General features: G+C 48.6%; 12 protein-coding genes. 9 read left to right on the forward strand and 3 right to left on the reverse strand.

Going from position 1 to position 15,278, the window contains the following annotated elements; genetic code table 11:
• Nucleotides 1–5: 5 nt before the first annotated feature.
• Nucleotides 6–1,181 (forward strand): M20 metallopeptidase family protein, encoded by a 1,176-nt coding sequence (locus ITJ88_RS12185; RefSeq protein ID WP_195865846.1) that lies wholly within the window; start codon nucleotides 6–8, stop codon nucleotides 1,179–1,181.
• A gap of 55 nt (nucleotides 1,182–1,236) precedes the next feature.
• Here ITJ88_RS12185 and ITJ88_RS12190 read toward each other — a convergent pair whose 3' ends face one another.
• The gene (locus ITJ88_RS12190) at nucleotides 1,237–1,431 is read right to left on the reverse strand and encodes a YwbE family protein (protein WP_029340759.1); all 195 of its coding nucleotides are present in this window, start codon (nucleotides 1,429–1,431) and stop codon (nucleotides 1,237–1,239) included.
• A gap of 195 nt (nucleotides 1,432–1,626) precedes the next feature.
• Here ITJ88_RS12190 and ITJ88_RS12195 point away from each other — a divergent pair, with 195 nt between their 5' ends.
• The 3 genes from ITJ88_RS12195 (at nucleotide 1,627) to glsA (ending at nucleotide 6,127) form a co-directional block, all read left to right on the forward strand.
• Nucleotides 1,627–2,484: a DnaJ C-terminal domain-containing protein gene (locus tag ITJ88_RS12195; protein ID WP_195865847.1), complete on the forward strand. Its 858-nt coding sequence runs from the start codon at nucleotides 1,627–1,629 to the stop codon at nucleotides 2,482–2,484.
• Nucleotides 2,485–2,490: 6 nt separating this feature from the next.
• On the forward strand, nucleotides 2,491–5,067 hold the full coding sequence (clpB, locus tag ITJ88_RS12200; RefSeq protein WP_195865848.1) for an ATP-dependent chaperone ClpB: 2,577 nt from the start codon (nucleotides 2,491–2,493) through the stop codon (nucleotides 5,065–5,067).
• Between the two features lie 127 nt (nucleotides 5,068–5,194).
• On the forward strand, nucleotides 5,195–6,127 hold the full coding sequence (gene glsA, locus ITJ88_RS12205; protein WP_023467099.1) for a glutaminase A: 933 nt from the start codon (nucleotides 5,195–5,197) through the stop codon (nucleotides 6,125–6,127).
• Here the strand turns inward: glsA and ITJ88_RS12210 are convergent.
• Nucleotides 6,118–6,906, reverse strand: a complete 789-nt coding sequence (locus tag ITJ88_RS12210; RefSeq protein ID WP_023467100.1) for a CHAD domain-containing protein — start codon at nucleotides 6,904–6,906, stop codon at nucleotides 6,118–6,120. The two genes, glsA and ITJ88_RS12210, sit on opposite strands and share 10 nt — an antisense overlap.
• Before the next feature lie 92 nt (nucleotides 6,907–6,998).
• On the opposite strand from ITJ88_RS12210, the gene ITJ88_RS12215 reads away from it, so the two are divergent.
• The 5 genes from ITJ88_RS12215 (at nucleotide 6,999) to ITJ88_RS12235 (ending at nucleotide 14,419) form a co-directional block, all read left to right on the forward strand.
• Nucleotides 6,999–8,354, forward strand: a complete 1,356-nt coding sequence (locus tag ITJ88_RS12215; RefSeq protein WP_195865849.1) for an MATE family efflux transporter — start codon at nucleotides 6,999–7,001, stop codon at nucleotides 8,352–8,354.
• Nucleotides 8,351–10,909: a bifunctional lysylphosphatidylglycerol flippase/synthetase MprF gene (gene mprF / locus ITJ88_RS12220; protein WP_195865850.1), complete on the forward strand. Its 2,559-nt coding sequence runs from the start codon at nucleotides 8,351–8,353 to the stop codon at nucleotides 10,907–10,909. Before ITJ88_RS12215 ends, mprF begins: the two co-directional genes overlap by 4 nt.
• 182 nt (nucleotides 10,910–11,091) lie before the next feature.
• Nucleotides 11,092–12,249, forward strand: coding sequence for an N-acetylglucosamine-6-phosphate deacetylase (gene nagA, locus ITJ88_RS12225; RefSeq protein ID WP_195865851.1), 1,158 nt, complete (start codon nucleotides 11,092–11,094; stop codon nucleotides 12,247–12,249).
• On the forward strand, nucleotides 12,246–13,007 hold the full coding sequence (nagB, locus tag ITJ88_RS12230; protein WP_050679000.1) for a glucosamine-6-phosphate deaminase: 762 nt from the start codon (nucleotides 12,246–12,248) through the stop codon (nucleotides 13,005–13,007). The genes nagA and nagB overlap by 4 nt, the downstream gene beginning before the upstream one ends.
• A 299-nt stretch (nucleotides 13,008–13,306) precedes the next feature.
• Nucleotides 13,307–14,419: an LCP family protein gene (locus tag ITJ88_RS12235; protein ID WP_230088847.1), complete on the forward strand. Its 1,113-nt coding sequence runs from the start codon at nucleotides 13,307–13,309 to the stop codon at nucleotides 14,417–14,419.
• 56 nt (nucleotides 14,420–14,475) lie between these two features.
• Here ITJ88_RS12235 and phnF read toward each other — a convergent pair whose 3' ends face one another.
• A complete protein-coding gene (phnF, locus tag ITJ88_RS12240; protein ID WP_023467107.1) occupies nucleotides 14,476–15,210 on the reverse strand; it encodes a phosphonate metabolism transcriptional regulator PhnF in 735 nt (244 codons plus the stop codon).
• Between the last annotated feature and the right edge of the window lie 68 nt (nucleotides 15,211–15,278).

The following is a 15,278-nucleotide window of genomic DNA, read 5'->3' on the forward strand; positions in this document are numbered from 1 at the left end:
CATATATGCCAGAACGAACTGCCGGACTAGATGCGTTGTATCCAGAAATGGTCAAGCGCCGTCGCTATTTACATCAGCACCCAGAGTTGTCGTTTCACGAAGTCGAGACCCCGCGTTATATCGCGCAACATTTAAAAGCGCTCGGAATCGAAGTCAAGACGGAGGTCGGTGGACGTGGTGTCGTCGGGTATATTCGTGGAGGAAAGCCGGGGAAGACCGTCGCGTTGCGTGCCGACTTCGATGCCTTACCGATTACTGACGCCAAAGCGGTCGCGTATCGGTCGACGGTTCCAGGTGTGATGCATGCATGCGGTCACGATGGTCATACGGCGACGTTGCTGGCCGTCGCAGAAACGCTCATACAGCAACGGGAATCGTTACCGGGGAACGTCGTCTTGATTCATCAACATGCGGAAGAAGTCGTTCCGGGCGGTGCACGCGATATGATTGCGGACGGTTGTCTCGAAGGGGTCGATGTCATCTTCGGAACGCATCTTTGGTCCACGATCGATTTAGGACATGTCGGTGTACGGACCGGTCCGATCATGGCAGCGGCTGATAAGTTCGAGCTGACCTTATATGGAAAAGGCGGACACGGTGCGAAACCACATGAGACGATTGATGCTGTCTTACTCGGGGCAACGATCGTTAAGGAATTACAATCAATCGTCAGTCGTCAACTCAATCCACTGGAGCCGGCAGTCGTGACCGTCGGAACATTACATGCGGGGAATACGTTTAATGTCATCGCAGATCAAGCGACGTTGACAGGAACGGTCCGGACGTTTGATGAAGCGACAGCGGACGATATCATCGAGCGGATGGAGCGAACGATCAAAGGAATCTGTGATGCAGTCGGAGCAACGTATCACTTTACATACGAAAAAGGCTATCCAGCTGTCATCAACCATGCTGCACCCACCGCATTGATTGAATCTGTCGCACGAGGAGTTCTAGGAGACGCGCATGTATTTGAGATTGAACCAACGATGGGTGGCGAGGATTTTGCTTATTATCTGCAACACGTACCTGGCGCGTTCTTCTTTACAGGAGCGGGAGATGCTTCGTATCCACCGCATCATCATCCGCAGTTTGATTTTAAGGAGCCGGCGATGCTCGATGCAGCGCGTATTCTTGTCGAAGCGACGTGGCGGTATTTAGAACAAGCGACTGAAGCATGAAAAAATCGCTCGTCTTGACTCCGAAAAGGAATCAGGGCGAGCGATTGCTGTCTTCTTAATCTAAAATTTCTTGAACACGACCGACTTGACCGTCTTCTAAGCGCACTTTAATCCCGTGCGGATGTTGCGGTGATTTCGTGAGAAGGTCTTTGACGATTCCTTCTGTTCGTTTACCTGTTCGTTGATCTTGCTTTAACACGATACTGACTTTAAGACCAGGCGTGATATTTTTACGTGTTTTACCGTCCATCTGTAAACCCTCCCATCGTTCATTTCCTGTTTGGCTATCAGTATAACATGGTTCAGTCGGTGAAACTTGTTTGTCGCAAGGACGTAAAGTGAAAAGAGAACAGAATGTCAGAAAAAAGTTTGACTATATTTGACCAATTAAGATACGACTTTTATAATTAAGGTAATGAAGTATAGGAAAAGGAAGTGAATTCGAATGGCAAAAGACTACTACCAAACACTCGGTGTCGCAAAGGATGCATCGAATCAAGATATTAAGCGCGCGTACCGCAAATTGGCGAAGCAGTATCACCCAGACGTCAATAAAGAGGCGAGTGCGGACCAGCGTTTCAAGGATATCCAAGAAGCCTTCGATGTGCTTGGAGATGAGGAAAAACGAGCGCAGTATGATCGATACGGCAGTAACTTCGACCAGATGGCAGGTGCTGGAGCAGGTGGCGCTGGAGATTACGAAGATCTGTTCCGACAGTTCGGAGGTGGTGGACGGACACGACCTGGACAATCGTTCGGATTTGAAGACATGTTCGGTTCGTTCTTTAGTCAGGAAGAAGTGTCGACCGATGAAGAGCTTGAATTGACGGTGCCGCTCGGACACCTCAGTACAAACGAAAAAGTCACGGTGCGTCTTGCGACGGGATCGATCCAGCTGACGCTTCCGAAAGACGTCTATGATGGTAAAAAAGTCCGCTTACGTGGAAAAAGTTCGATGCGAAACCGACAAGGTGTCGCGGGAGATGTTTACGTGACGATTCACTTGAAGGATGACGATCAGTTCCGACGGGTCGACCAAGACGTCATCTCAACCGTCCGTGTTCATCCGACGACGCTTGTGCTCGGAGGCGAAGTCGTCGCGGATACGCTTGAAGGGAAACGAATCAAACTGAAAGTCAAACCGGGCACGAAACCAGGAGCGCGACTCCGGATTCCAAATCGTGGTCTGAGTCAAGCGAATGGTCATCGTGGGGCGTTACTTGTCCAACTCGAAGTCAAGTTACCTGAGATGGACCGTGCCTTTTATGAAGAGTGGGAACGTCAACTTGCAGTGAAGGAGTGATCAAGGATGGATTTTGAACGTTTAACGGATCGGGCACACGAGGGAATCGTCTCTGCCCAAGCGATCGCGAAACAACGTCGTCATAGTGAAATCACAGAATGGCATTTGTTACTTGCCTTACTTGCTCAAGAAGAAGGGATTGCACGAGTCGTCTTTGAAAAGTTGAATCAACGGATTGAGACATTGAATGGAGCGATTGACGAGGCGATCGGTAAACTTCCTGCCTTGTCCCAGGCGACGACGCCTCGGATCGGGGGCTCGTTGCTGAACGTGTTGACGGAAGCAGAGACGGAAGCGCGTCTCATGCAGGATGACTATGTCTCCGTCGAACACTTATTGTTAGCATTAATCAAACAATCAAGTCCAGCAGCTCAGTACCTACGTCGTCAAGGCATCACGGAAGAGACACTCCGAGAAGCGATCGTCAGTATGCGAGGCAATCGGAAGGTCACGACGAAAAATCCTGAAGAGACGTTTGATGTGCTGAAAAAATACGGACGTGATCTCGTAGCGGATTTCCGGTCCGGGAAAACAGATCCTGTCATCGGACGTGATGATGAGATTCGACGTGTCATCCGGATTTTGAGTCGGAAGACAAAAAACAATCCCGTCTTGATTGGAGAACCCGGCGTCGGGAAAACGGCAATCGTTGAAGGACTCGCGCAACGGATCGTGCGAGGGGATGTACCGGAGAGCCTGAAAAACAAGCAGTTGTTCAGTTTAGATATGAGTGCGCTCGTCGCTGGTGCGAAGTATCGGGGTGAGTTTGAAGAACGCCTGCAGGCAGTCTTGAATGAAGTCAAGGAAGCCGAAGGACAGATTCTCTTATTCATCGATGAGCTGCATACAATCGTCGGTGCTGGGAAGACGGACGGCGCAATGGATGCCGGAAATATGCTCAAGCCGATGCTTGCGCGAGGAGAATTGCACTGTATCGGTGCGACGACGCTCGATGAGTACCGAAAGTATATCGAAAAGGACCCGGCGCTTGAACGTCGCTTCCAACAAGTCCTCGTCGCGGAACCGGATGTCGAGGATACGATCTCCATTCTGCGTGGACTAAAAGAACGATTCGAGATTCACCACGGTGTACGGATTCATGATAATGCGCTCGTCGCGGCGGCGATGTTATCCGATCGGTATATCACGGACCGGTTCATGCCGGATAAGGCAATCGATCTCGTTGATGAAGCATGTGCGATGATTCGGACCGATATGGAGTCAATGCCGGCTGAACTCGATTCACTCGTTCGTCGGGTCATGCAGCTCGAAATCGAAGAAGCGGCGTTAAAAAAAGAAACGGATGAAGCATCTCGGAAACGACTTATGGTCTTACAGCAAGAGCTCAGCTCTGTTCGAGAAGACGAGAGTGCATTGCGGACGCGATGGGAACGGGAAAAAGAAAGTTCGCAAAGTGTCCAGCAGTTACGTGCGGATCTTGAGAAAGCGAAACTGGCGTTACAAGAAGCGGAAGGACGCTATGACTTGAACCGGGCATCGGAAATCAAGTACGGTCAAATTCCGGATCTTGAGGCACGGCTGAAAGTCGCGGAAGAGTCATCTGAACACGTCTCACACGAACTCGTTCGAGAAGCGGTGACGGAAGAAGAGATATCCGACATCGTTTCGAAATGGACCGGTATTCCGGTGACGCGGCTTGCTCAGGGCGAACGGGAAAAATTACTTTATCTCGAAGATACGCTCCATGAGCGCGTCTTCGGTCAAGACGAAGCGGTTCGTCTCGTCGCGGACGCTGTCATTCGAGCGCGCGCAGGCATCAAGGATCCGAACCGCCCGATTGGCTCGTTCTTGTTCCTCGGTCCGACAGGGGTCGGGAAGACAGAACTCGCCAAAGCCTTGGCAGCGGCGATGTTCGATAGTGAAGATCACATCGTCCGCATCGATATGTCGGAGTATATGGAAAAACACAATGTCTCCCGTCTCGTCGGTGCGCCTCCGGGATATGTCGGTTATGAAGAAGGCGGTCAATTGACGGAAGCCGTCCGACGGAGCCCGTATTCAGTGCTGTTGTTCGATGAGATCGAAAAAGCGCACGGGGACGTCTTTAATATCTTGCTTCAGTTGCTCGATGATGGTCGTTTAACAGATGCACAAGGACGTGTCGTCGACTTCAAGAACACGATCGTCATCATGACGTCAAACATCGGGGCACCGATCCTGCTTGAAGCAGCCAAAGATGGTGTCATCGATGCAGCGGAAGAAGAAGCCGTTCGCCAAGAACTGAAGCGCCACTTCCGACCGGAGTTCTTGAACCGGATCGATGATACGATTTTATTCCATCCACTCCACCGGACGGAAATCGAACGAATCATCGACAAAGCGGTCGAGAAAATGAGTTCACGTTTATCTGGACGTGGCATTACGATTGATGTTACGGATGCTGCGAAGACGTTGATTTTCGAAGAAGCCTTCGAACCACAATACGGCGCACGTCCAATCAATCGTTATATGCAACGGACGATTGAGACGAAACTTGCCCGTGCCTTGATCAGTGGGGCGATACAAGATGGCGCCCGGATTGCGATTGACGTAGAAGACGGCGAACTAGTCGTCCACGGATGAAGCAGATGCTAGAAAAAGGAGTCGACTCGGCTGAAACGAGTCGACTCCTTTTAGCGTTTACGGAAGAACCATATCCGTATTCGTCAGATGCGTGATAAGCTAGAAAAAAAGAGAAAGAGGGAACGCCATGAATGTTACACAAGCCCAACTCGAGGAGTTGATTGAAGAATGCCGTCCATATACAGTGCTTGGACAAGTCGCCAGTTATATTCCAGAGCTTGCGAAGGTTGATCCAACACAACTCGGAATCGCCGTCTGTAACGCCGACGGAACGTTCGTCTCGGCAGGTGATGCGGATACGATGTTTACACTACAGAGTGTATCGAAGATCATCACGCTCGCATTCGTCCTCGAGACATTCGGAGAAGATTATGTCTTTTCAAAAGTCGGGATGGAACCGACAGGCGATGCGTTCAATTCGATCGCAAAACTTGAAGAGACGATTCCGACAAAACCGCTCAATCCAATGATCAATGCAGGGGCATTAGCCGTGACGAGCATGTTACCGGGAACGGATGCTGCCGATAAATTACTTCAATTGCGTCAATTCATCGCAAAGCTATTGGATATTGAAGTAGAAATGGTAAAATATGACGCAGATGTTGCTGAATCAGAATTTGAAACGACGGATTTGAATCGGGCGTTGCTCTACTTCATGCGCTATCACGGTGTCATCGAAGGCAATGTCGAAGAAATCATCGACGTCTATACGAAACAATGTGCGATTTTGACGAACTGTAAAGGACTTGCCATGATGGGGAAAATTTTGAGTACATCTGGAAAAACACCATCAGGACGCCAAGTCATTTCACGTCGGAACGCACGAATCATTCGAGCGATCATGACGACGTGTGGCATGTACGATGCATCTGGAGAATTTTCCGTCCAAGTCGGGCTTCCAGGAAAAAGTGGTGTTTCCGGTGCAGTCGTTGCTTGCGGTCGAAGTGATTTCGATATGGCTGATCTCGGAATCGGTGTCTTCGGACCATCGCTTGACGCAAAAGGAAACTCGATTGCCGGAACAAAGATGCTGGAATTACTCGTTCAACGTCATCCATGAGCGATTTCAATCTGATCAAGCGCAGAACGTAGCTCGTCCTCTAAGCGCTTGATCTGACGCAAACGCTCTTCTTGATAAGCAGATGGAACCTCGAAAGAGCGCCATCTTTCTAATCGCTGATACGTATCATTGATGTGTCCGAGTCGTGTCTGGGTTGTCTTTAGACGATCAACAGCAGACTTCGGTTGATGCGTGTAGGGACGAAGATACTCGACCGTATAACGGTATGCTTTTGTAGCAAGCCGTAATTCATGCATCCGTTCGACACGCTTCGTTCCATCCTTTCGTTGTACTTTTTCAAATTGTTCACGTTTTTTCTCATAGCGTTTCTCAGCGGCCTGAATCAGCTCTTTTTCTGACATCCGCTTGAGGCGCTTTGTCATCGGACCGGCTAAAAAGCGACGAACGGATCGATCCAGTTCATTTGAGATCAAGAGATGCATCGTCTCGATTAAAGTCGAACGTTTTCCTTGAAGTTGCAGAGCGACATGGTTCGCGAACAACTGATCGATTTCTGTTTTATTTGAGGTTGCTTCGAGTTGTACGTCGAGGTCACGGACTTCGCCGAAAGCATGCATCAGGCGCTTCCAAATCAAATAAACGGGTTCCTCCGTCAAATCGACCAATCGGGCGAATGTGATCAGTTTCCGTAACCGAATCCGCGCTTGATGGACATCTTCCGGATTCTCAAACGTTTGAGCTTCTTTGGCATAATGATTGAAGGTCGACCATGTCTCAAGCAGTTCGAAAGTCAGCTTTTCAGTATCTCGATGGTTCATGAGATGAATCCCTCCTCGGATTATTTTCGTAAGAGTTCAAGAGTGCTAGGTTTTAAAATTAAGGAGGACTCCTCCTGAAATGTGGTGGAAACATGTTAGAAACAGTTACGTTCTCAGGAAAGATGAAGCAATTCATGAAAATTTTCTTTCCCATCCTCGTAACGCAAGTCGCGTTTTACTTAATTAGTTTTTTCGATACGGTCATGGCCGGTCGATATGGTTCTGCTGATTTAGCAGGCGTCGGGGTCGGAGCAAGTCTCTGGGCACCCGTCTACACAGGACTGACCGGTATTCTACTTGCCGTCGCACCGCTCGTTTCCCAAGCGATGGGAGCGAAACGCGAGCGGGAAGTCAAACGAATCGTCATGCAGGCGCTGTACGTTGCTGTCGTGATCATTGGTTTGACTGTCGTCATCGGACTTATCGCTGTCAATCCGATTCTCGAACGGATGGAGTTATCGGCAGAAGCGCGTGAAGTCGCGCGAAATTACCTCGTGATGTTAGCACTCGGGATCGTACCGATGTTCGTTTTCTTCGTGTTACGAACACTCGTCGATTCGTTGGGGAAATCAAATATCACGATGGTCTTACTACTAATCTCTTTACCCATTAACGTCCTTTTCAATTATCTATTCATCTTCGGAAGCTTCGGTTTTCCGGAACTTGGTGGAGTGGGCGCAGGAGTTGCGACTGCCATCACGTACTGGATTCTCTGTCTAGCGATCATCGCTGTCGTCTTTAAAGGAGAGTTATTTCAACGCCTTGGGATTCTGCGGCGCTTTTACCGTCCAGACATGAAGCGAATCAAGGAATTGATTCTACTTGGTGCCCCGATTGGTCTAGCGATTTTTTCTGAAGTCAGTATTTTCTCGGCGGTCACGTTGCTGCTCGGAGCGTACGGCGATGTCATCATCGGTGCCTATCAAGCGGCCATCAACTTCGCTTCGTTCGTCTATATGATTCCATTATCCGCTGCGTCCGCTTTGACGATCACAGTCGGTTTCGAGGTCGGTGCCAAACGAATCAAGGACGCTGTCCAGTATGTCGTCATTGGATTGACGATGTGCGTTGCGGTTTCCGTGTTTTCCGGTATTCTCTTGTACTTAAAGAATGAAGAACTCGCGGCGTTATATAGTCGAGACCCGCAAGTCATCGAAGCAGCCGCACACTTCATGATTTTAGCGATTTTCTTTCAACTGTCGGATGCCGTTGCTGCACCGACGCAAGGTGCATTACGTGGATTCAAGGATGTCAACGTCACCTTCTTGTTGACGATTGCTGCCTACTGGGTCATTGGACTACCATTAGGTTTTTATCTCGAACGCTATACGACGCTCGGACCAGATGGTTACTGGTGGGGATTGATCATCGGTCTTGCGGTCGGAGCAACGCTACTACTTGTTCGTCTTATGCATTTAATCCGTAAATCAAGGAGGCTGGCAGCTTGAAATTCTCAAAACAACGCATCATGACGATTGCGAAGATCATCTTGCCGATCGTCTTGATTGGATTCATTTTTTATCAAGGACAAAACGAATTGCGGAGTTTGTCGCTACAGGAATCGATTCAAGCGATTCGTCAAGTCCCATCTTGGCAATTCATCCTGTTGATTCTCGCAGGTCTTACGGCAGTCTCGACGATGTTCTTTTATGACTTCTTCTTATTACGTTCATTGGAGGCGAAAGCACCGATCGGACTGATTTTCCGAGCATCCTGGATTGCGAACTCCTTTAACGGGATCATCGGATTCGGTGGTCTCGCTGGGATGGCGATCCGATCCGCTCTTTATCGACCATTTGTTGAAGGTGGTCGTTTGTTGAAAGCGATCGGCTGGATGGCACCGACGTTGATCAGTGGGTTGTCCATCTTATCGGCCTTATCGCTTTTGCACGTTTTTCCGGCGTTTGAAGTGCTCGATTTAAAGAAATGGCTGTGGCCCGTCATCATTGGTGTCGCCTTCTTCTTTCCACTTTATTTGCTGTTCTCGTTTCGACGAGGCAATAGCAGCATCCATCCGAAATCGATTGCGTTATATTCACTCGTCTCACTCGCAGAATGGTTCAGTGCTGGCGTTGTCGTCTATCTGATCCTCGCGGCGCTTGGGACGGATGTTAGTTTCTCAAAAGTCATCGGTGTTTTCATCATCGCTGCGACAGCCGGTTTGATCTCGATGGTACCGGGTGGGTTTGGTTCGTTTGACTTAGTGTTTTTGATCGGCATGCAGCGCGCGGGTGTCGAGGAAGGCATCGTCTTGACCGGATTATTGATCTACCGTCTTGTCTACTATTTGATTCCGTTCCTGATCGGTGTCATTTTCTCAGCTCGGGAGTTCAGCGGTCCGGTCGTCAAGATGATCGAAGACAAACCGATCGTTGGTCCATCGATGGAGGTCGGGGGCGTCATTTGGCGCTTACAACTGCGATTCCTCAGTAAAATTCGTCATTTCACACTCGCGTTGATCACACTCGTTGCCGGAATCACGATCTGGGGACTGGCGATTTTACCACCTGTCTCGACGCAGTATGAATATTTGGAATCGAAATTACCGCATGAAGCGCTGTTACTCGCGAATAGTTTCTTCTTGATGGGCGGCTTATTGTTCGTCCTCTTATCGACAGCACTGTATCGTCGAACAAAACGGTCGTTATATATGATGTACGGGGCATCTTTTTTCGCATTGATTGGAATGGCACTTCGTGGTTTTAACTTGATTTCCTTCCTTGCCGTCATCATCGTTCTCGTCTTGCTACTGATGTCGCGAAAAGCATTTCACCGAGAACGAACGCTCATTACGACGACACGCTTCATCCGGGTTGCCTTCGCTGGTCTATTGTACATTGGAGGATTCGTCTTTTTTGGATACGCCTTCTATACACTCGGATCAGCAGATGGAACAAAAGTGTATCCAGCACACGAAATTTTCATGTTTGCAGCGAGTGCCTCTATCTTTGCGCTCGTGTATGTTCTCGTCTTCATCCGCTTATTCAACACATTCAATCAACCGGTTCTCGGTGAGCGATTCGATGCTGAAAAGATCGAATCGGTATTGCGTGAGCAGGGTGGGAATTATTTGAGTCATCTCGCGTTTCTAGGTGATAAACGTTTCTTCTTCTCCGAAACAGGGCGTTCATTCATCCAGTTCAGTCAGACCGGTAATCGGATCATGGTCCTTGGCGACCCTAGTGGAGATCCGAAGGAGCATTCACAAGTCATCGCGTCTTTCTTACGTCGCGTCGAAGATCTTGGATATATTCCGAACATCTATCAAATTCAAGCGCAAAATATGTCTCTCTATCATGATTTTGGCTTCAACTTCTTCAAACTCGGGGAAGAAGCGATCGTCGATATCCCATCTTTCACTGTATCAGGGAAAAAACGAGCTGGACTTCGATCGATTAAAAATCGCTTTGAACGAGAGGGCATGACGTTCGAAGTAGTCGAGCCACCTATTTCAGGAACACTATTAGCAGAACTACAAGAGGTCTCCGACGAATGGTTAGGAGGGAAGTCCGAGAAAGGTTTCTCGCTCGGTTACTTCCACGAACCTTATTTAAACCGGGCACCGATCGGCATCATGCGTGAAGCGGAAGGACGATTGATCGGGTTCATGACATTCATGCCTGCTTACCAAGAAGGGGTCCTATCGATTGACTTGATGCGTTTTCGACCAGATGGACCGAATGGAATCATGGATGCAATGTTCATCCGACTATTCGAGTATGCGAAAGATGAAGGCTACCACACGTTCAACATGGGAATGGCTCCTCTTTCGTCCGTCGGAGAGGACGAGACGTCTTTCTGGCAAGAACGTGTGGCAGCGGATGTCTTCAATAATATTCGCTACATGTATAGTTTCACCGGTCTACGACGATACAAAGAAAAGTATGATCCAAAATGGGAAGGACGATATCTGGCTTACCGAAAGCGTCAATCGTTACCGATGGCAATCTTAAAAGCAACTCGTCTGATTTCTCGAAAGAAAGACCGGATTTTATTACCATGATCGACTGACGCGTGAAGTCGGCAATCGACGGGTATACAAAGGGCGACCCTATATCTACGGATATGCGGGATCGTCCTTTTATAATTTCGTTTAAATGTACAAAGGTCTATACAACTAGAATTAATCGCGTTATACTAAATACGGAAGCAAGTCATGGACGGATAGAGAAAGGAAGATGCCAGATGACAGTGATCACCAATGCCCGGATTTACACGGGAGAGCAGACGATTGAAGACGGCTTCATTCGTTTTGACCGAACAATCGAGGCGATGGGACCCATGTCGGAATTCGAGGAAATCGCAGGAGAAGAGACGATCGATGCGCAGCATCAATCACTCATTCCAGGAATGATCGATGTGCATATCCATGGGGGATATGATGTCGATGTCATGGATGGAGATGCCGAGAGGTTGCGTCATTTCAGCCGACAGATGTTACAAGAGGGTGTGACATCGTTTTTAGCGACGACGATTACTCAGGACTGGGGAAATATCACACGCGCGCTTGAGACGGTTCGAGAAGTCGTAGCACAAGACGATACGACGATCGTCGGTGTTCATCTTGAAGGACCATTCATCAATCCGGATTATGCGGGAGCACAGCCTCACGAACATATCGTCGAACCGGATGTCGAGCAGTTCTTGAAATGGCAAAAAGCAGCAGGGGACACGATTAAGCTCGTCACATACGCTCCGGAACGCCCGGGAGCACGAGCGTTCGAAGAGGCAGTGCGCTTGACGGGTGCGATTCCATCAGCTGGACATACAGACGCGACGTATGCCCAAAACCAAGCCGGTCACGTCACGCATGGTACCCACCTCTACAATCAAATGCGGGCACTTCATCACCGGGAGCCGGGAACGGTCGGATATTGCCTTCTGACACCAGACGTCTATGCGGAGATCATTCCGGATGGGATTCACAGTGCGCCAGAAATGGTAGACTTCGCCTACCGAATGAAAGGCGCAGAGCGACTGATCGTCATTACGGATGCGATGCGTGCAAAAGGATTAGCAGACGGTGAATATGAGTTGGGTGGTCAGGCTGTATTCGTTCGAGACGGTGCGGCACGTCTTGAAAACGGTAGCTTAGCTGGAAGTGTCCTGACGATGGACGCTGCCTTACGAAATATCATCGCCTTCACAGGCTGTACGCTCGAAGAAGCGGTCCGCATGACATCGGTCAATGCGGCAAAAGAACTGCAATTGACTCAAAAAGGAAGCCTCTCGGTCGGCAAGGATGCGGACATCGTCCTGCTCGACGAAGCGCTTCATATTCAAGAAACGATTCATCGTGGTACGCGACACCGGATCACGAACGGAAAGGAGTCTACCTCATGAAATGGATGATCGTAGAAAAAGGAGAAGAATTAGCACAGGTGGCCTATCAATTTTTAAAACAGGAAATTGAGCGTCACCCGGAAGGTTTGACGGTAGGGCTGGCAACGGGAAGTTCACCGGTCGGCGTCTATGAGGAATGGCGGAAGGATTCGCTCGATTGTCGACATGTGACGACGGTCAATCTGGACGAATATGTCGGTCTCAGTCCAGAGCATCCACAAAGTTACCATACGTTCATGCAAGAGCATCTATTCAAAGATGTCGCGTTTAAGGAATCATTCGTTCCAATCGGGGACACAGAAGATCCCGTGCGCGAAAGTGAACGATATGAAGCGCTCGTCCGCAATCGGGGAATCGACATTCAATTGCTTGGAATCGGAGCGAATGGACACATCGCCTTCAATGAACCGGGTACACCGTTCGATGCTAAGACGCACGTAACGGAATTGACAGAGTCGACACGAGAAGCGAACCAACGATTCTTTGATCGATTGGAAGAAGTACCGACGAAGGCGATCACGATGGGAATCGGTACGATCATGGAAGCGAAGAAAATCCTTCTCGTTGCTTCTAGTGAACGAAAGGCAGAAGCAGTTCGCGACATGATGGAAGGTGTCGCAACAACGGATTGTCCAGCAACTGTACTCAAGCGTCATGCTGATGTCATGGTGATCTTGGACGAAGAAGCGGCCTCTTTATTGTCAGATGACGCTAAACGTACAGGACGAGCGGCATATCTGAATTTCATGAAAGTATGACGATGGAAGAGCGATGAATCAAAAGGGATAGAGACAATCATTGGATTGACTCTATCCCTTTTTTTGATTCTGTTGAGCCTAGTCTCAAGCGATTTGTTATTTAGATAGAAAGGCAGCAACAGGACATATCCCAAGAGCATTCAATCTCATGACACAGCGTATTAAGGATCCATGATTTTTTCAGTGCAACGATTCCATACGATTTCTTTAATCGAAACGTAAATTGACATTTCATTAAATGTCCGGATAATGGAGATTAGCGAACTTTACGGAAAATTTACATGAAAATGAGGGTTTACATGATGGAAACGCGATCCGCACGAAAGAGACAGCCAAGTGCTGGCAAGATGTTCATGAAAGTCATCGCTGCACTCGTCCTGCTTGTCACAATCATCGGTTCTGGATATGCTGGAGCTGTTTTTATTAAAACGCAAGAAACATTGGCAAAGACACAAATTAATATTCCCGGCTCGAAGGTGAGTTCTAAATATGATGACGTTCCGTCAGAATCATTCTTGATTCTTGGAACGGATGAAACGAAAAAAAGTAAAGAACGTCATGAACCAGCCCGTTCGGATGTCATGATCGTCGGGATCTTAAATAAAAAAACGGAACAATTAGTGTTGACGAGTATTCCGCGTGATTCACTCGTGAACATCGATTATTCGAAATACGATGTACCTTATGGTAAGACAGGTGTTGAGCAAGATAAAATCACCCATGCTCATTACTTCGGTTCGATGGATAAATCGAATTCCTATAATGGGATTAAATTAGCGCGTGAAACGACAGAAAACCTACTCGGTATTCAAATCGATCACGTCGTTAAAGTTAACTTCCAAGGATTCGTTCAATTGATCGATGCATTGGACGGCGTAGACGTCGATGTACGATATGCGTTCAAAGAGCAAGATTCAAAACGTAAAGCCGGTACTGTCACTGTTGATAAAGGGATGCAACATTTAACAGGAGAGCAAGCACTTGCTTACGTCCGGAACCGTCATGATGATCCGCTCGGTGATATCGGACGCGGTCAAAAACAGATGCAAGTCATTCAAGCGGTCGCCAAAGAAGCGGCAAGTTTCCGTTCCCTCAGTGCATACCGTGATATTTTGGATGCTGTCGGTGATAACGTCGAAACGAACTTAGGTCCGAACGATTATACACGTTTAGCAGATTTCACAGCAGCGTTACGTAACACGACAGAGTACCAACTCGCTGGAGAAGGCTACATCGGTATTAGCGGGAAATGGGAGTATCACCTCGATCCGAATCAATTGGAGCAAGTGAAAAGTAATTTAGCAAAAGCGATGCAAGGTCAAGAAGTCGAACCGATCAAGGAAGAGACAGACCCGGCACAAAGTACGACAGAAGAACCCGTGACAGAGACGGAAGCCGTCCCTGCACAGTAAGACACACTAAAAATCCCCTTGTATCATCGTCACTGTACGACGATACAAGGGGATTTTTAGCGTTGGCGTTCCATTTCAACGGTGAAGGTATAGCGGTCGCCGCGGTAAGCGGAGATGACGTATTCAAACGGTTGCTCTGTTGCCAGGTACGTCAGTTGCTCGACGGATAAGACAGGCGAAGCGGTCGATAGACCAAGATGGCCCGCCTCTTCCTTCGTTGCAAGGCGTGATTCGAACGTTTGACTCGCACGCCCAAGATTTAATCCGCTCGCTTCTGCAAATGCATAGAGCGATGCGGTCGCGACGTCTTGATCGAGTCCAGGTAAGAGCTGTTCCGGGATGTAGACGGTCTCAAGAGCAAGCGCTTGCTCATCAGCAATACGTAAACGTTTCAGTTCATATACGGATGCCCCTTCACGAATCCGGAGCTTGTTGGCGATCGTCATCGAGGCGTCGATGATTTGATAGGAAAGTAGCGCACTCGTCGGTTCTAAGCCTAAGTGTTCCATCTCTTCCGAGAAACTCGTCAAGCCAGACAGTTGCATGACGATTTTTTTATTCGCGACGAATGTTCCTCGTCCTTTTTGACGAATCAAGTAACCGGCGTTGACCAAGTTTGAAATGGCTTGGCGGACCGTCATTCGGCTAATTTGATGTGCTTCCGCAAATTCGCGCTCGGACGGGATCAGATCGCCAGGTTGAAGAACACCGCTTTCGATTTGTTGTTTTAAGGCAGCTTCGATTTGATAGTAGATGGGGAGTGGTGAATTTTTATTGATATGCTGAATCACGGCATTTCGTCCCTTCGCGATCGGTAGTCTTTCGTCTAGTGTACTAGGAAAAAGGCAAGCCGACAAAC

It is taken from the genome of Exiguobacterium abrahamii, assembly GCF_015645365.1.
GTDB lineage: Bacteria > Bacillota > Bacilli > Exiguobacteriales > Exiguobacteriaceae > Exiguobacterium_A > Exiguobacterium_A abrahamii.

What these genes read in the sequence shown, in the direction of transcription:
- ITJ88_RS12185 (WP_195865846.1), top strand. Translation starts at nt 6, where the DNA reads ATGCCAGAACGAACTGCCGGACTAGATGCGTTGTATCCAGAAATGGTC.
- ITJ88_RS12190 (WP_029340759.1), bottom strand. Translation starts at nt 1,431, where the DNA reads ATGGACGGTAAAACACGTAAAAATATCACGCCTGGTCTTAAAGTCAGT.
- ITJ88_RS12195 (WP_195865847.1), top strand. Translation starts at nt 1,627, where the DNA reads ATGGCAAAAGACTACTACCAAACACTCGGTGTCGCAAAGGATGCATCG.
- clpB (WP_195865848.1), top strand. Translation starts at nt 2,491, where the DNA reads ATGGATTTTGAACGTTTAACGGATCGGGCACACGAGGGAATCGTCTCT.
- glsA (WP_023467099.1), top strand. Translation starts at nt 5,195, where the DNA reads ATGAATGTTACACAAGCCCAACTCGAGGAGTTGATTGAAGAATGCCGT.
- ITJ88_RS12210 (WP_023467100.1), bottom strand. Translation starts at nt 6,906, where the DNA reads ATGAACCATCGAGATACTGAAAAGCTGACTTTCGAACTGCTTGAGACA.
- ITJ88_RS12215 (WP_195865849.1), top strand. Translation starts at nt 6,999, where the DNA reads ATGTTAGAAACAGTTACGTTCTCAGGAAAGATGAAGCAATTCATGAAA.
- nagA (WP_195865851.1), top strand. Translation starts at nt 11,092, where the DNA reads ATGACAGTGATCACCAATGCCCGGATTTACACGGGAGAGCAGACGATT.
- nagB (WP_050679000.1), top strand. Translation starts at nt 12,246, where the DNA reads ATGAAATGGATGATCGTAGAAAAAGGAGAAGAATTAGCACAGGTGGCC.
- ITJ88_RS12235 (WP_230088847.1), top strand. Translation starts at nt 13,307, where the DNA reads ATGATGGAAACGCGATCCGCACGAAAGAGACAGCCAAGTGCTGGCAAG.